Annotated in this window: 14 protein-coding genes; 8 read left to right on the forward strand and 6 right to left on the reverse strand. The window is 62.6% G+C overall.

Annotated features, from left to right (window positions below; all coding sequences use genetic code 11):
• The first annotated feature begins 188 nt into the window (after window positions 1-188).
• Window positions 189-3,437 carry a TonB-dependent receptor gene (locus tag FFS30_RS12325; RefSeq protein ID WP_137913423.1) on the forward strand — a complete coding sequence of 1,083 codons (3,249 nt, stop codon included), beginning with the start codon at window positions 189-191 and terminating at the stop codon, window positions 3,435-3,437.
• 308 nt (window positions 3,438-3,745) lie between these two features.
• Here FFS30_RS12325 and FFS30_RS12330 read toward each other — a convergent pair whose 3' ends face one another.
• Window positions 3,746-3,928 (reverse strand): hypothetical protein, encoded by a 183-nt coding sequence (locus tag FFS30_RS12330; RefSeq protein ID WP_137913424.1) that lies wholly within the window; start codon window positions 3,926-3,928, stop codon window positions 3,746-3,748.
• 53 nt (window positions 3,929-3,981) lie between these two features.
• Here FFS30_RS12330 and FFS30_RS12335 point away from each other — a divergent pair, with 53 nt between their 5' ends.
• Window positions 3,982-5,196: a hypothetical protein gene (locus tag FFS30_RS12335; RefSeq protein WP_137913425.1), complete on the forward strand. Its 1,215-nt coding sequence runs from the start codon at window positions 3,982-3,984 to the stop codon at window positions 5,194-5,196.
• A 332-nt stretch (window positions 5,197-5,528) separates the two neighbouring features.
• Window positions 5,529-6,878, forward strand: a complete 1,350-nt coding sequence (locus tag FFS30_RS12340; RefSeq protein ID WP_137913426.1) for an amino acid permease — start codon at window positions 5,529-5,531, stop codon at window positions 6,876-6,878.
• A 339-nt stretch (window positions 6,879-7,217) separates the two neighbouring features.
• Here the strand turns inward: FFS30_RS12340 and FFS30_RS12345 are convergent, their stop codons facing one another.
• From FFS30_RS12345 to FFS30_RS12360, 4 genes are all read right to left on the reverse strand, one after another.
• Window positions 7,218-7,613 (reverse strand): hypothetical protein, encoded by a 396-nt coding sequence (locus FFS30_RS12345; protein ID WP_137913427.1) that lies wholly within the window; start codon window positions 7,611-7,613, stop codon window positions 7,218-7,220.
• Between the two features lie 47 nt (window positions 7,614-7,660).
• Complete coding sequence (locus FFS30_RS12350; RefSeq protein WP_137913428.1) at window positions 7,661-7,927, reverse strand: RNA-binding protein; 267 nt, start codon at window positions 7,925-7,927, stop codon at window positions 7,661-7,663.
• Between the two features lie 53 nt (window positions 7,928-7,980).
• Window positions 7,981-8,190 carry a cold-shock protein gene (locus FFS30_RS12355; RefSeq protein WP_137913429.1) on the reverse strand — a complete coding sequence of 70 codons (210 nt, stop codon included), beginning with the start codon at window positions 8,188-8,190 and terminating at the stop codon, window positions 7,981-7,983.
• A gap of 256 nt (window positions 8,191-8,446) precedes the next feature.
• Window positions 8,447-8,887: a hypothetical protein gene (locus FFS30_RS12360; protein ID WP_212742461.1), complete on the reverse strand. Its 441-nt coding sequence runs from the start codon at window positions 8,885-8,887 to the stop codon at window positions 8,447-8,449.
• Window positions 8,888-9,048: 161 nt separating this feature from the next.
• On the opposite strand from FFS30_RS12360, the gene FFS30_RS12365 reads away from it, so the two are divergent.
• The 4 genes from FFS30_RS12365 (at window position 9,049) to secF (ending at window position 13,663) form a co-directional block, all read left to right on the forward strand.
• The gene (locus tag FFS30_RS12365) at window positions 9,049-10,074 is read left to right on the forward strand and encodes a fatty acid desaturase (protein WP_212742462.1); all 1,026 of its coding nucleotides are present in this window, start codon (window positions 9,049-9,051) and stop codon (window positions 10,072-10,074) included.
• A gap of 243 nt (window positions 10,075-10,317) precedes the next feature.
• Entirely contained in the window at window positions 10,318-10,650 is a 333-nt protein-coding gene (gene yajC, locus FFS30_RS12370; protein ID WP_137913431.1) for a preprotein translocase subunit YajC, read from the forward strand.
• A gap of 105 nt (window positions 10,651-10,755) precedes the next feature.
• Complete coding sequence (gene secD, locus FFS30_RS12375) at window positions 10,756-12,684, forward strand: protein translocase subunit SecD (RefSeq protein ID WP_137913432.1); 1,929 nt, start codon at window positions 10,756-10,758, stop codon at window positions 12,682-12,684.
• A gap of 10 nt (window positions 12,685-12,694) precedes the next feature.
• Window positions 12,695-13,663 carry a protein translocase subunit SecF gene (gene secF, locus FFS30_RS12380; protein WP_137913433.1) on the forward strand — a complete coding sequence of 323 codons (969 nt, stop codon included), beginning with the start codon at window positions 12,695-12,697 and terminating at the stop codon, window positions 13,661-13,663.
• 361 nt (window positions 13,664-14,024) lie between these two features.
• Here the strand turns inward: secF and htpX are convergent, their stop codons facing one another.
• The gene (gene htpX, locus FFS30_RS12385) at window positions 14,025-14,906 is read right to left on the reverse strand and encodes a protease HtpX (protein WP_137913434.1); all 882 of its coding nucleotides are present in this window, start codon (window positions 14,904-14,906) and stop codon (window positions 14,025-14,027) included.
• A 134-nt stretch (window positions 14,907-15,040) separates the two neighbouring features.
• Between htpX and gluQRS the strand changes: the two genes are divergently transcribed.
• Window positions 15,041-15,919, forward strand: coding sequence for a tRNA glutamyl-Q(34) synthetase GluQRS (gene gluQRS / locus FFS30_RS12390; RefSeq protein WP_137913435.1), 879 nt, complete (start codon window positions 15,041-15,043; stop codon window positions 15,917-15,919).
• Window positions 15,920-15,982: the final 63 nt, after the last annotated feature.

Genomic DNA, 15,982 nt, shown 5'->3' on the forward strand with positions numbered 1-15,982 from the left:
GCGCAGCGAGCTGGCAATAGTAAGGCGAAATGCTGCGCCCGCACAGATCGGCGCCGCGACTGCGGCCACTGTCGCAGTTTTCGTGATCGAGCTAACCGAACCCGCTCATCTGGCGGCGCAGCATGTTCCGTTACGTTGTAACAATTGTAAAATACGCTTAACACTTGTTTTCACATCGAGGACTCTAGATGTTTGTTTCCGTTCGCGCCAAAGCCCTGCCCGTCGCCATCGCCGCCTTACTGGCGATCACCACGGCAAATGCCCAGAACATCACCACGTCCGGTATCAATGGCCGCGTCCTCGACGCCGCCGGCAAGCCGGTCGCCGGCGCGGTAGTGACGATCGTGCACGTGCCTTCGGGCACCTCGAAAGAGGTCACGACCGACGCCGAAGGCCGCTATTCCGCACAGGGCCTGCGCGTCGGCGGCCCGTTTGAAGTCAAGGCGAACGAAGGCGGCAAGCCCGTCGCCGAACAGAACGACGTCTACCTGCAGCTCGGTCAGCCTTCCTCGATCAATCTGACCACGGCCGCGGCATCGTCCGCCGGCGCCGCCCAGCTCGAAGGCGTCACCGTCAGCGCCTCGGCGCTCGCGCTGACGTTCGCCCCGGACAACAAGGGCCTGGCGACGAACATCTCGCAGCGCCAGTTGCAGGCGATCCCGATGGGCAACCGCGCGATCGACGACGTGGTCCGCCTCGACCCGCGCGTCAACGTGGTCAACCAGGGCACCGGTGCGATCTCCGCGGTCGGCATGAACAACCGCTACAACAACATCGCCGTCGACGGCGTAACCCAGGGCGACCCGTTCGGCCTCAACGCCAACGGCCTGCCCTACCTCAAGTCGCCGATCTCGCCTGAAGCCATCGCGCAGTACAACATCTCGACCGCGAACTTCGACGTGGTCGCCGACACTGTCGGCGCCGACGTCAACGCGGTGACCAAGTCGGGCACGAACGATTTCCACGGTTCGCTCTACTACGCCTACCGCAATGCCAACCACCTGGTCGGCGATGCCGGCTGGCTGCCGAGCGGCACGCCGGGCTACAAGTACAACGGCTACGACAAGGACGCGACCTACGGCTTCAATGTCGGCGGTCCGATCATCAAGGACCGTTTGTTCTTCTTCCTCTCCGCGGAAAAGGAAAAGACCACCGGCATCGGCGCCGACTCGCTCAACGGCATGGACTTCAGTCTCGGCAACGGCGCCTCGACCAGCAACAAGGTCTCGCCGGGCGACCTGCAGAAGGTGATCGACGCCGCGACCAAGCTCGGCCTCAAGCCGGGCAGCTTCGGCGGCTCGTCGGCGCTGACCTACGACGACAAGCGCTATCTGGCCAAGATCGACTGGAACATCTCCGACCGTCACCGTGCCAGCTTCTCGTACCAGAATTCGAAGGAATCGCAGCCGGCGGTCGGCGGCAACGGACCGTCCACCGTGGGCCTGTCGAGCTACACCTGGACCAAGGCGATCAAGACGACCAACTACGTCGCACAGTTGTTCTCCGACTGGGGCGACAACTTCACCACCGAAGCCAAGGTCGGCTACCAGAAGTTCACCCAGGCGACGACCGCGCCATACGACCAGCCGTCGGTGCAGGTGAATCTGTCGCCGTCGGGCACCGGTCCGTCGGTGTTTCTCGGCAAGGAACAGTACCGCCACTACAACTACATCGAGACCAAGAAGACCTCGCTGTTCTTGGCTGGCACCTACACGCTCGGCGATCACGCGATCAAGGGCGGCCTCGACTTCCAGCGCAACAAGATCTTCAACCTGTTCGGCCAGGCCGAATTCGGCGTGTACCAGTTCTGGGGCCTCGACAATTTCCTCGCCGGCAAGTATTCGCAGTACTCGCTGTATCACCCGGCGTCCGGTTTCGGTCTGAACGACATCGCCGGCGCGTGGACCTACACGCAGTACAGCCCGTTCATCCAGGACACCTGGCAGGTCAACGACAAGCTGTCGGTGCAGTACGGCCTGCGCATGGACATCCCCGACGCGAACAAACCGCCGCAGTACAACGCCAAGTTCGCCCAGGCGTTCGGCTATCCGAACAATTACACGGTGTCGTCGAGCAACAAGGTGATCGAGCCGCGCGTCTCGTTCAACTACAACTTCGACAGTGAGTACAAGACTCAGCTGCGCGGCGGCATCGGCCTGTTCCAGACTTCGCCACCGACGGTGTGGCTGACCAACCCGTATCAGAACAACGGCGTCACCCTGCTCTCGTACACCAACGGCGATCCGACCAAGGCGCCGTTCAGTCCCGATCCGTACAACCAGAACATTCCGGCCGGCGGCGGTGCGGGTTCGGTTGACACGATCGCCAAGGACTTCAAGCTGCCGACCGCGTGGAAGTTCAGCCTCGCGCTCGATCGCGAACTGCCGGTGTGGGGATTGCTCGCCACGGCCGAGTACCAGCACAACAAGGTGAAGGACGGCATTCTTTACCAGGCGATCAACTTCGGCGCGCCGACCGGCACGCTGCCCGACGGCCGTCAGCAGTTCTGGAAGACGCCGGGCCAGGCACCGAACGGCACCGACTGGCTGGCCAACCGCAACCGCGATTTCGCCCCGACCTCGACCCTGCTCACGAACACGCACAAGGGCAAGTCCGACAGCCTGACCCTGGCGCTGACCAAGCCGTTCACCGACGGTCTCTCGGGCAACGTGAGCGTGACCTTCGGCCATGCGACCGATGCCGACCCGGGTTCCGACACGATCGCGTTCGACGGCTACCGCCGCATCGCGCGCACGAACCCGAACGAGAACATCTCCTCGACGTCGAACTACAGCATCGCGCGCGCGATCAAGGCGTCGATGACCTACCAGCACGCCTTCTTCGGCGACTACAAGAGCACGGCGTCGATCTTCTACAGCGGCCGCACCGGCAACCAGTACACCTGGGTGTTCGGCAACGACGCGAACGGCGACAACGTCGCCGGCTGGGATCCGGTCTACATTCCTTCGATCAACGATCCGAAGATGGCGTTCGCGCCGGGCACGAGCGACAAGGCGATCGCGCAGTTCTGGCAGTACCTCAACAACGACAAGTACCTGTCGGGCCATCGCGGCATGATCGCCGGGCGCAACGGTGCGCGCACGCCGTGGGTGACGTCGTTCGACTTGTCGCTCGCGCAGGAGATCCCCGGCATCTTCAACGGCAACAAGGGCGAGATCCGTCTCGACATCTTCAACTTCCTCAACCTGCTCAACAAGCACTGGGGCGACGTGTATAACACCGGCCTCTATCCGACGCGCACACTGGCGAACTATGCCGGGGTCAACTCGAAGGGCCAGTACGTCTATTCGCTGCCGACCGACAAGAACGGCAACTATCAGCCGCAGCAGCTCACGATCTACGACGGCGGCTTCTACGATCCGAGCCGTGTCGTCTCGCGCTGGTCGATGATGGTGACGGCGAAATACACGTTCTAAACGCATCACGGGTCACAATCCTGGAATCGGCGCCGCAACGGCGCCGATTTTTTTTGCGTCGGCGCACAGAATCGACATCGGCAACTGGCGTATACCGCGTTTGCCGTATGTGCCTTCGACTGCGCGCCCGCTGCATTCCGCTCGCAATCGACATGGGTACGTACTCGTTTCAGGGGGCAGGCCATGATCGAATCTGCCGCGCGCTCATGCGCGCCGTACGGTCAGTGCGAGAGTGCAACGAGTCGTTGCGCCGCTAGCGACGCGCTTTTGCGTCGGCGCTTGCGCATGCACGCAGGCCAACGTCTCGATCACGGCAATCCCAACACGTCTCCGATTTCCGCAGCGGTGCCGTCGCTGCGGACGTTCGCTGTGGCACTCCGACGTTTCGTCGTGAACGGTATGCCGTAGCTGCAACCAATAAAAAACGCGACCGCGTCGAAGCGGATCGCTTGCACAACCGTTCGCGGAGAACGCACCACGATCGATTCCATTTTCCAACGCGGGCGACGGCGTGCAGTCGCCAATTCGATGAGGAGTAGTGCCAATGAACAAACGAGTTCTCACCGCCGCATTGCTGACCATCATTTCCCTGAGCGGAGCCTCGGCGCAGGCGCCGGCCACGGCGGATGACATCTCGAAGCGGCCGGCCAGCGCGGCCGATTCCGATGCCGCAGCGAGATATGCGTGGTTCCTGTTCGTGCAGGCTATGAAGCCCGCCAACGGCGGCTTGACGTTCGAGACGTGGACCGAGCAGTGCAAGCTCAATCCGAACATGATCGGCTGCCCGCCGCCGCAGGCGCTGCTCGGCAAGAAGCGCGTATTTCATGTGAGCCCGCTCGCGCGGTCACTGCGCGGGCTGAGAGGACTCGCCGCCGACGCGACCGACAAGGGCATCGAATGCACACCGATGCAGACCACGACACTCAACGGATATCCGCCTCCGTCGAACGTCACTGCGAAAGCGCAGTTCTGCGAAGAGGTGTACGTGAATCCGCCCGAAGCGAATTTCGTCAAGACCAACGGGCTGATCACCCTCACCGGCCAGCAGGCGTATGCCAAGGGACAGGGCGGCGCGATCACCTTCCCGTGGGATGCGATCGAGGTCAAGGCCGACTGGGTGCCGACGAGTTCGTTCAATCCGTCGTTCCAATGCCCCGATCCGACGCATTCGCTGTACACGGAAACGATCAACGGAACCTGCTACGCACTCGTCGGCCTGCATATCTCCTCGAAGGTTTTGCCGGACTGGCTGTGGGCGACGTTCGAGCCCGCGAGTACGATCACGAATCCGAACCGCTGCGATGCGAACCTCTACGACACCTGCTTCGATCCCTGGGGCACGACATCGAAGACGCCCTACGGCAAAGGCACGACCGTGCCACAGAGCCCGCAGTTGAAACAGCTGATGGCGTCGGCGGGCCTCGATCCGGCATTCAACAATTATTTCCTCACCGGTGCGCAGACTCAGTTCGTCAGTGCGCAGACCACGCCGATCCCGTTGGGCAATTCGTTCGTGGAGTTCAACGCAGGCGTAAACCCCGGCACCGCGTCGTGCATCACCTGCCACAGATACGCCTACTACGACGGCAGCCTGCCTCAGCCCGGCCACGTGGAAGACAATTTCGGCGGCCCGGCGAACGGATGGTCGGCGGTGGGCTATGCCTGCTCCTCCAACCCGCACGGCAATTGCACGCCGGTCACGCCCGGTTCGATCTCGCAGGATTTCTCCTGGATGCTCGGACTTATGCCCGGCAAGTGATCCGTTCTTCCGGGAGCCTGCGCCCGGACCCGTCGCCGCTTCCTTCGGGGAGCGGCGCGGTTGTTGCCGCGATTGCGCGAATGTTTACCTGAGTTTGTCCGGCCGACGTCGAACGCAAGCAATACGGTGAACGCAGTAAGTTCGATGTCGCTGTGCAAATCGAGCTTGCGCATCTGTTTTTCGCGATGTTTGTGCGCGCAGAGCAATCCGCCCTCCAAGCGCAGGCACCTCGATGCCGTGGATTGAGCAGCAGTACTTATTTGCCGCGCCAGCATCTCGACAGCCGCGCGCGAGTTCGCCATGCTCGGCCATCCGATCAGGGAACCACCCGCATGTCCAACGAAGCCGCGTCTTCCTCGTCCACGGCATCGGCGCCCGGCTATCTGCGCCGGCTCGGCGTCTGGGACGCCAGCATGATCGTGGTCGGCGGCGTGATCGGCTCGGGCATTTTCCGCGTGCCCGCGGCGGTGGCGAAGCAGACCGGTTCGGCGACCGAGCAGTTGATTGCCTGGAGCCTCGGCGGCGTCATCGCTCTGATCGGCGCTCTGTGTTATGCCGAACTCGGCGCGCGGCGGCCGAACGCCGGCGGCGGCTACGTCTATCTGCGTGAAGCCTTCGGCCTCATCGTCGCCTTTGTCTACGGCTGGAATCTTCTTATCGTCAATCATTCCGGCGCGATCGCCGCGGTCTCGACCGTATTCGTCGAATATTTCGGCGCGGCGCTCGGCATCAAAGTCGCCAACCCGGCACCGTGGGCTGTCGGCACGATCGTGTTCCTGACCGGAATCAACTGGTTCGGCATCCGCGCCGGCGCGCTGACCCAGAACATCCTGACCGTGCTGAAACTGCTCGCGCTCAGTGTATTGATTGCGGTCGGCCTCGCCGCCGGCGGTGCGCCGGCCCCGACGGCACCGCCGCCGCCGATCCAGCCGCTCACGCTGATCGGGGCGATGATGCCCGTGCTGTTTTCCTATGGCGGCTGGTACTACGTCAACGACATCGCCGGAGAAATCCGCGATCCGCAGCGCAACCTGCCGCGCTCGCTGCTGCTCGGCATGCTGCTCGTCGCGGGATGCTACGTACTCGCCAACGCAGCGTATCTTGCGGTGCTCGGCCATGCCGGCCTCGCCGCGAGCCAAGCGCCGGCCGCCGACGTGATGCGCCATGTATTCGGCGAACCCGGCGCGCGCCTGATCGCGCTCGGCATCGCCATCTCGACTCTGGGCTTCGTCAATATCTCGCTGATCGGCGCGGCGCGCGTGTTCCAGGTGATGGGCGCGGACGGCGTGTTCTTCCGCTCCGCGGGCAAGCTGGACCCACGCTGGCGTTCGCCGAATACGGCCCTGCTGATGCTCGCGGCGTGGGCCAGCGTGCTCGCCCTGACCGGCACGTTCGAGCAGCTCTTGAATTACTCGACCGTCGGCGACTGGATCGGCATCGCTGCGGTGATCGCGACGCTGTTCTGGTATCGCCGCGCGCGCGCCGAAGGCGCCGCCCCGGCCTTCCAGATGCCTCTCTATCCTTTGTTGCCGATGCTGTTTCTCGTCGTGGTCGCCTGGGTCGTCGCGACCACGGTCTGGCAGAATCCTCGTGACGCCGGCATGGGCGTGTTGATCACGCTCGCGGGGATTCCGGTCTACTGGTACTGGACGCGCGCACGGCGCTTCCGCCACTCAACGTGAAAACGTAAAACAGCAGGAGTCGCCCGATCATCGGTGTTCCCAAGTTACGTTCACTATGGATTCGGCCCGATAAATTTTTGACCGCTCACACTGAGCGTAGCCGCGCGGCGGCGAAGTCGAAGTGCCGCAGCAACAGGCTTCGACTGCGCGCCTACGGCGCTACGCTCAGCCCGAACGGACATATCCCTATAGGTGCCGCATCAATTAGGTACCGCATCAATAAGCAGACAGGAACGGTCGATACCGTGCGCTACGCGCCCGCTTATGATCGAGAGCATCGGTTTAGCCGCGAGCCGATATTCCCCGTCGCGAAGAAATCTGCGACGCCACCTCGAACTTTCAGTTCTTCGCTTCGCCGCCCAACTGACGCAGACAGAAGTGCAGTACGCGCATATTGGCGGTTCGGGTCGGGAACGCCTTGTGAATCAAGGCCGGCTTGCCCTTCAGAATGAGGCTGTAAACCCGCGCACTGTCTTCAGTGCGTTCGGGAAGTTTAAGAATCTCGTCCTTTTCCTCTTCCGTCGGTGCACGCGGCGGAGCGGTGCGATCGCCGGGCTGCAACGGCTCAAGTTCCGACTCCGGAATCGACAAGACTAATCCAGTGGCCTTGTGCATCAACGGCCAGAACCAAGCGGCATAGGCAGGGTTCAATTCCCAACAGACGTAGCCGTCCGCGCTGTCGAGCACCTCGCCCACGGCCGCGCCCTCGCCGCGCGTCCCGGCGAGACGCCGCATGCGCGCAGGGTCGGACTTGCGCGCGGGCTTCGATTTCGCGTACCGGCTCACCGGCGTCCGCTGCGGCGCGTTCTGCTTTCGTCGAGCAGAGAAACACGCATGTAGGAATCGCCCTGCGGGGTGCCGTCGAGTGCCGCGATTGCGGCACGGGCCTGATGGCCTTCCATCTTCAACTGGGCGAAGCCTTTGCACTCGCCGCTGAAAAGATCCTTCGACATCCGCACGTCGAACACGCGTCCGTGTACCGTGAATAAGTGTTCAAGCGTGACCTCGGTCATCGACTTGGGCAGCCCACGAATAACCATCGTCAGCATTTCGTTGGCTCCTCATAAAAAGTAAGACCGAAGCAAGGTTCATCCATCACCGATCAGGCCGCGTTGACGTTTTCCGCCTGCGGGCCCTTCTGGCCTTGGGTCAACTCGAAGGAAACGCGCTGACCTTCGGCCAACGTGCGAAACCCCGAGCCGGTGATGGCGCGGAAATGGACAAACACATCGGGTCCGTTCTCGCGCGAAATAAAGCCGAAGCCCTTCGCCTCGTTGAACCATTTGACAGTGCCGATCTGGCGGTTGGACATAGGTGTAGCTCCCGAAAAAAAGATAGCGCGCCGGTGCGCGAGCGGACCGACTACTGGGATGCGGAGGGAGTGAAGAGAGGGAAAGAGACAGCGCACGCTATGCGCGATCAGGTCACAGACTGCGACCGCCAGGGCAAACTCAGTGGGGCCAGAATAACATAGTTCCCCCCGCACGGCCCGACCGCTGCCGCGCAGATCATCGTACGGAGTCGACTCTGCCAAGCTTGCGGCCGTCGACTCGAAGTGCGCGTGATCATCAGTACCGGCGAAGCACGAGGGCCGCTTTGGGCAGCGCTTTTGCCAACGAATCGCGCATTCGATTCTCGGCGTCGCGGATATCCAAATTTTTGGTCGGACCGAACAACGAATAGGTATGCACCTTGCCGGAGCCGCTGCCGGATTCGACGCGGCTCACACTGACTTCGGTCGAGTGGCAGGCCTGCGCCCACAGCTTGAGCAATTCGACGCGACCGATGCCGTGATCCGCATTCAAACGGAAATGAAACAGGGCCACGGGACTTGCCATCAGAGCGCGCCACGAGATAGATCTGGATGCAGTATGCGCCTTTTCGGCGGGTGCAACCGGTTCCATATCCGCAGTTGGAACCCGGTGGCAATCTTGTGATGGAGCGGCAGGAATTTGCCCACTGCGCATGCATTGCGGTAAACGGGCATCGAGCGCTGGGCCCCCGACCATGTCGAATGAGAACGACTCTGCGCACACTCCCGAACGACACTATTGTTTCTGCAGATCAAAGCGGAATACGAATTGTCATGGACAGCGAAAGCCTATCTTTGCAAGAATGACTGTGAAGTCCGTGCAACGCCGTTGCCGAACGCCCCGATCGGAGCAACGCGTTGAATTCCAAGATCGCCCCGGATGCGTCGGACCGAGCGGCCGCGTTGTCACAGCGGCTCATGCACTACCAAACGCCTTCGTTGTCGCGCGGCATTATCGAACTCGCGATCACTGCCGTTCCGTTCGCGCTCGTGTGGTACGCCATGTATTGGGCGACGATGCACGGACACATTTGGCTGTATTGCGTGCTGCTGCCGTTCGCAGTCGGGTTCCTGGTTCGACTGTTCCTTATCCAACACGATTGCGGTCATCGCGCCTTTCTTCCGGCACAGGGTGCCAACGACTGGGTGGGCCGCTGCCTCGGCGTGCTCACGTTGACGCCTTACACGCATTGGCGGCGAGCCCACGCCATACACCACGCGACGTCCGGCAATCTCGACCGGCGCGGCGTGGGAGATATCGATACGCTGACCGTGGCCGAATACATGGCCCGACCTAACTGGATGCGCTGGCGCTATCGGATCTATCGGAATCCGCTGCTACTGCTTTGCATCGGTCCGGCGTTCGTATTCTTTCTGCAAAACCGCATTCCGGCCGGATTTTTCCGCGCGGGCTGGCGGCACTGGGCGAGTACGCTCGGAACCAACGTGTCGATCGCCGGCGTCGTGATCCTGATGAGCGGCCGGATCGGCCTGGGCCCGTTTCTCCTCGTGCAGGGTCCGATCATGCTGCTCAGCGCTTCGGTCGGCGGATGGCTTTTCTACGTACAGCACCAGTTCGAAGGCACTTACTGGTCGCGCGGCGACCAATGGGCCTTTCGCGACGCCGCCCTGCACGGCAGCTCTCACTACGATTTGCCGTCGGTGCTGCGTTGGTTTACCGCGAATATCGGCATGCATCACGCACATCACCTGTCCAGCCGCATACCGTTCTATCGATTGCCGCTCGCCGTCGGCGCGGAACCGGAACTGCGCAACCAGGACCGCCTGACTCTGTGGCAAAGTTTTCGCTGCATCAACCTGGCGCTGTGGGACGAAAAATCGCGACGCCTGGTTTCGTTCCGCGAAGCCGTCCGCTCGGCTTGAGAACGCCTTTCCCTCGGCAAAGGCGGTCCTTTCAGCTCGACGGGGCATGCCGCAGGATTCATTTTCCGGGCCGCTTCGTATGTGCCCGGAGACAACCGGACGGCGGGCTCGGCCACGGCTTTGCCGCCGCGGCGCCGCGCAAAAGCCGCCCGGGATGCACATCCCCCCATCCCATGCCATAATCGGCGGCCATTTTCCGGCCGCCGACCGTTACGGCGCGGCCTTCAACTCAGGGATTCAACGATGGATTTTTTCATTTCCAGCGCCTACGCGCAGGCCGCGGGCGCCGCGGGACAACCGAGTCCGTGGCCGAGCCTCATCATGTTCGGCGCGGTCTTCGTCGCGATGTATTTCTTCATGCTGCGTCCGCAGATGAAGCGCGCCAAAGAGCAGCGCTCGATGATCGACGCGCTCGCCAAGGGCGACGAAGTCGTGGTCGGCGGCGGCATCGCCGGCCGCATCACCGATATCGGCGAGACCTTTCTCAGCGTGGAAATCGCCTCCGGCGTGACGATCAAGGTGCAGAAGCAGGCCGTCAGCATGGTCCTGCCCAAGGGCACGTTGAAATCGTCCTGAGCATCCGCATCCGTTGAGAACCCCGTAATCGCGCTGCGCCCAGGCTTCGCGCGATAAATCGACAACGATAACGGCCGTGCCCGAGCGCGGCGCAAGAGCGACACGATGAACGATTTTGCCAAATGGCGTTATGCCCTGATCGCAGTCGTGCTGATTCTCGGCACGATCTATGCCCTGCCCAACACCTTCCTGCCGCAACCGGCCGTGCAGGTTTCCGCCAACCGCGGCGGCACGCTCGACGATGCCTTGAAGACCAAGGTGAAAGAAGCGCTTGACCACGAAAAGCTCGCGGTCAAGAGCCTCGAAATCGGCAAGGACAACCTGCTCGTCGAGTTCAACGATTCCGATGCGCAGAACAAAGGCCAGGCCGTCATCAGCAAGGCGCTCGGCGACAAGTACAACGTCGCGCTGAACATGGCCTCGACGGTACCCGGCTGGCTGCGCGCGATCGGCGCGAACGCGATGCCGCTCGGCCTCGACCTGCAGGGCGGCGTGCACTTCCTTCTTGAAGTCGATCAGAAGGGTGCGCTCGACAAGATGCAGCAGCGCTACCGCGACGATATTTCGAGCGCACTGCGTGATGCCAAGATCCGCTTCGAATCGGTCAACTCGACGCCGAACGGCATCGTCGCTACGTTCAAAACCGAGGCCGATCGCGCCGCCGCGGGCAACGTGATCGCCAAGCAGGTCAATCAGCCGGAAAAACTCGGCGACCAGCCGCCGCTCGAATTGACGGACAGCGCCGCGACGGCCGACAACTTTCCGATTCTCGCCAAGGTGCGCGAGTCGACCGCGCTCGCCGCCGCGCGCAATACGACCACAAGCAACCTGACCACACTGCGTAACCGCGTCAACCAGCTCGGCGTGTCCGAACCGATCATCCAGCAGCAGGGCGCGAACCGCATCGTCGTCGAGCTGGCCGGCGTGCATGACACCGCCGAAGCGAAGAAAATTCTGCAAGCCACCGCAACGCTGGAGTGGCGCGCCGTGGACGAGAACGCCACCGGTTCGGCCAATCTCGGCAACCCGGGCGCCTATGAAATCGCCAAGAGCGGCAACGTGCCGCCCGAGTCGAAGCTCTACTACATGCAGCGCCCTGGCCCGGACGGCAAGCCGATGCCGATCATCCTGTCGAAGAAGGTGATCGCGAGTGGCAACGAGCTGGTCAATGCCACCGCGATTCCCGACCCGCAGAGCGGCACGCCGGCCGTGTCGGTCCAACTGAACGCCAAGGGCGGTCAGCGCATGCTGGAATTCACCCAGCAGAACGTCGGCAAACGCATGGGCGTGGTCTACATCGAGCGCGTCCCGCAGACGCAGATCGTCGACGGCAAGGAAGTGCGCACGTTCAAGCAGACCGAAGAAGTCATCAACGCCGCGACGATCCAGGGCGTGTTCGGTTCGCGCTTCCAGACCACCGGCCTCGGCCAGAAAGAAGCCAGCGACCTCGCCCTGCTGCTCCGCGCGGGCTCACTCGCCGCACCGGTCGACGTCGTCGAAGAGCGCGTGATCGGTGCCAGCCTCGGTCAGGACAATATCGACAAGGGCTTCAAGGCCGTGATCATCGGCCTCATCGCCGTGCTGTTTGCGGCGGCGATCTACTACAGGCTGTTCGGTCTCATTGCCGACGTCGCACTGGTGTTCAACCTCGTCCTGCTGATCGCCGTGCTGTCGCTGTTCCAGGCCACGCTGACCATGCCCGGCATCGCCGGTATCGTGCTGACGCTCGGCATGGCGATCGACGCCAACGTGCTGATCTGCGAGCGCATCCGCGAGGAGCAGCGCAACGGCGCCACGCCGCTGGCCGCGATCAAGGCGGGTTACGAGAAAGCCTGGGCGACGATTCTCGACGCCAACGTCACCCACTTGCTCGCCGCGGTCGCCCTGCTCTTCTTCGGCTCCGGCCCGATCAAGGGCTTCGGCGTGACCCTGCTCGTCGGCATTCTGACCTCGATGTTCACTTCGGTCACGGTGACCCACGCGATCGTGAATCTCGTCCACAGCGGACGCAAACTGAAAGCGCTGTCCGTTTAAAGGTACGCAAATGGAAATTTTCAATCACGACAGCAAGATCGACTTCCTGCGCCTGCGCACGATCAGCCTGACGATCTCGGCGATCCTCCTGCTCATCTCGTTCGGCGCCCTGTTCACCCGCGGGCTCAATTACGCGCTCGACTTCACCGGCGGCGTGCTCGTCGAGGCGACTTACCATCAGCAGCCCGACATCGACGGGGTGCGCGCCACGCTGGAATCAGCCGGATATCACAGTCCGCAGGTCGTGCAGTACGTCGGCACGAACGACGTCGCGATCCGCCTGCAGCTCGGCGAGAACGCATCGGGCAAGAACGAAACGAGCGACGATCTGAAGAAGATGAACGAGATCGCCGACAACGTGATCGCCGCGCTCAAGGCCAAGACTCCCGACGTGACCAAGAAGAGCGCGAGCTTCGTCAGCGCCTCGGTCGGCGAAGAGCTCAAGAGCGACGGTATCGTCGCGGTGATCTTCGTGATCATCGGCATCATGATCTACATCGGTATCCGCTTCGAGTGGCGCTTCGCCATCGCCGCGATCGCGAGCGAATTCCACGATACGATCATCGTGCTCGGCTTCTATGCGCTGACCGGCCACGATTTCGACGTGGCGGTGCTCGCTTCGGTGCTCGCCGTGGTCGGCTACTCGATCAACGACAAGGTCGTCGTGTTCGACCGCGTGCGCGAGCTGTTCCGCTCCGCGCGCAAGGCCGAGCCAGTCGAAATCCTCAACAAGGCGATCAACTCGACCCTATCGCGTACGATCATCACCTCGTTGTTCACCGGCATCACGATGATCGCCCTCTACCTCTGGGGCGGCCCCGCGGTGCACGGCTTCGCCCTGACGATGATCATCGGCATCATCATCGGCACCCTGTCCTCGATCTTCTTCGCCAGCCCGATCCTCTACTGGCTCGGCGTATCGAAGAAGGACCTGATGCCGGTGACGCGCGACAACTCCGAACTGGCGCGCCGGCCATAACATCGGCGTTGACCTGAACTTAAAAAAGGGCGCGATAAATCGCGCCCTTTTTTGTTGGCATTCCTCGGAATGCGCAGCGTTCAACTATCGAGACCCAACAGCCCAGCCACGACTCTGCGCGACGCATTCAACCGTGCGGCATTCCGCTCTCCGCCCAGCGTCCAGCCTTCACGGCTCGCGGCCTAGCTAGGTGCGACGACGAGGGAGAGAAGCGGCAGCGCTGTTAGCATTGCCGCGATTCACATGCAGCCTGACGAGCGTTCCGCACCGCCTCACCGCAGCCGGCAGGATTCGGAAATCCAGAAGCAGACAAAAACAAAGCCGGACGCGAAGAATCGCGCCCGGCTCCGATAGGCAGGCATCACGCCTTCTGCAGCGCCGCGATGCGCTCAAGAATCGGCGGGTGGCTCATAAACAGCCGCGCCATGCCGCCTTCGCCCGAAATGCCGAAAGCCTGAACCGCCTTCGGCAGACTCGTTTCGCCGTGATTGCCGGACAACGTGCGCAGCGCGGAGATCATGTTCTCGCGGCCGCCAAGCCGCGCGCCGCCCGCATCGGCGCGGAATTCGCGCCAGCGCGAGAACCACATGACGATCATCGTCGCGAGCACACCGAGCACCATCTGCAGCACGAGGGTGATGACGAAATAGCCGATGCCGTAGCCGCCTTCGCGGTCGCGATTGCCCGAGATGGCGTTGTCGATGACGCTGCCGAGCACGCGCGCGAGGAACATCACGAAAGTATTGACCACGCCCTGAATCAGCGCGAGCGTCACCATGTCGCCGTTGGCGATATGGCTAATCTCATGGCCGAGCACGGCCGACACCTCATCGCGATTCATGCTCTGCAGCAGCCCAGTCGATACGGCGACGAGCGCATGGTTCTTGCTCGCGCCGGTGGCGAAGGCGTTCATGTCGGGTGCTTCATAGACGGCGATCTCGGGCATACCGATGCCGGCGTTCTTGGCATGCTGCGCGACGGTATTGAACAACCATTGCTCGCTCGCATTGCGCGGCTCCGAGATCACTTGTGCGCCGACCGACATCTTCGCCATCGTCTTCGACAGCAACAGCGAGATGAATGAGCCGCCGATGCCGAACAGCGCGCACATGACGAGCATGCCGGCCAGATTGATGCCGGTCGCCTGATACGCCCAACGGTCTAGGCCGAAAATGGAAGCGACCACGCTCAGCACGAGCATGATCGCCAGGTTGGTGAGAAGAAACAGAACGACGCGCAGCATGACTACCCTCAAATGCGTTGAAGTTTCGCGTCGCCATCGACAGGGCCGCGGCGGCGCGTACAGATACAACAAAGGTTTGGGTAAACTCGGTGCGATTTCAAGAAAACCGCCCGTCCCGACCTCTTCCGTTCAGCATGCCTTATCGCGGCCGCTTCGCGCCCTCGCCCACCGGCCCGCTCCACTTCGGGTCGCTGGTCGCCGCTGTCGGCAGCTGGCTGCGCGCGCGTTCGCAGAACGGTGTCTGGCTGATTCGTATGGAAGACCTCGATCCGCAGCGTGAGGTTCCCGGTGCGGCCGAAGATATTCTCGCCACACTTGCCGCATTCGGCATGACCTCCGACGAACCCGTGGTCTGGCAGAGCCGGCGCGAGCCCGCTTACGCCGCCGCGCTCGATCACCTGCATGAGCACGCATTTCCCTGTTGGTGCAGCCGCAGCGATCTCGAAGCCTCGGGCGGCGTGCATCGCGGAACTTGCGTCGCCCGGCCCGATCCGTCGCGTGCTCCGGCTTGGCGCGTGCGCACGCAGGATCGCGAGATAGGCTTCGTCGATTTGCTGCAGGGCGGATTCACGCAAAATTTGCTGCGCGACGTCGGCGATTTTGTCGTGCGCCGGGTCGAGGGCGGCTACGCCTATCAGCTCGCCGTGGTCGTCGATGACGCCGCCGCCGGCATCAGCGAGGTCGTACGCGGCAGCGATCTGCTCGACTCGACTCCGCGACAGATTTATCTGCAATCCCTGCTCGGTCTGCCGACGCCGCGCTATCTGCATCTGCCGCTCGCGCTCGACGAAGCTGGCGCGAAGCTGTCGAAGTCCGATCGTGCGCGGCCGGTCGGGCGTAACGATCCGCTGCCGGCATTGCGCGCCGCACTCGCCTTCCTCGGGCTAGTACGTTCCTCGCACGAACCGGCAGCCAGCGCCGAAGCGCTGCTGACCGCCGCAACAGCGCATTTCGACCTCGCTTCGCTACGCAAAGAAGCCGCCGTTTCGGCGTCCTTGGAGCGAAGGACTTAACGTGTACAATCGAACGAAAGATTCAGTCGGCTGAAGCTCAGCCGTCGTACAACCGGAGGAGGG

The organism is Rudaea sp. 3F27F6, assembly GCF_005503555.1.
Taxonomy (GTDB): domain Bacteria; phylum Pseudomonadota; class Gammaproteobacteria; order Xanthomonadales; family Rhodanobacteraceae; genus Rudaea.

Bases quoted from the DNA above. Each gene is read 5' to 3' on its own strand.
- FFS30_RS12325 (WP_137913423.1), top strand. From the start codon at position 189: ATGTTTGTTTCCGTTCGCGCCAAAGCCCTGCCCGTCGCCATCGCCGCC.
- FFS30_RS12330 (WP_137913424.1), bottom strand. From the start codon at position 3,928: ATGGAATCGATCGTGGTGCGTTCTCCGCGAACGGTTGTGCAAGCGATC.
- FFS30_RS12335 (WP_137913425.1), top strand. From the start codon at position 3,982: ATGAACAAACGAGTTCTCACCGCCGCATTGCTGACCATCATTTCCCTG.
- FFS30_RS12340 (WP_137913426.1), top strand. From the start codon at position 5,529: ATGTCCAACGAAGCCGCGTCTTCCTCGTCCACGGCATCGGCGCCCGGC.
- FFS30_RS12345 (WP_137913427.1), bottom strand. From the start codon at position 7,613: ATGCGGCGTCTCGCCGGGACGCGCGGCGAGGGCGCGGCCGTGGGCGAG.
- FFS30_RS12350 (WP_137913428.1), bottom strand. From the start codon at position 7,927: ATGCTGACGATGGTTATTCGTGGGCTGCCCAAGTCGATGACCGAGGTC.
- FFS30_RS12355 (WP_137913429.1), bottom strand. From the start codon at position 8,190: ATGTCCAACCGCCAGATCGGCACTGTCAAATGGTTCAACGAGGCGAAG.
- FFS30_RS12360 (WP_212742461.1), bottom strand. From the start codon at position 8,887: ATGGTCGGGGGCCCAGCGCTCGATGCCCGTTTACCGCAATGCATGCGC.
- yajC (WP_137913431.1), top strand. From the start codon at position 10,318: ATGGATTTTTTCATTTCCAGCGCCTACGCGCAGGCCGCGGGCGCCGCG.
- secD (WP_137913432.1), top strand. From the start codon at position 10,756: ATGAACGATTTTGCCAAATGGCGTTATGCCCTGATCGCAGTCGTGCTG.
- secF (WP_137913433.1), top strand. From the start codon at position 12,695: ATGGAAATTTTCAATCACGACAGCAAGATCGACTTCCTGCGCCTGCGC.
- htpX (WP_137913434.1), bottom strand. From the start codon at position 14,906: ATGCTGCGCGTCGTTCTGTTTCTTCTCACCAACCTGGCGATCATGCTC.
- gluQRS (WP_137913435.1), top strand. From the start codon at position 15,041: ATGCCTTATCGCGGCCGCTTCGCGCCCTCGCCCACCGGCCCGCTCCAC.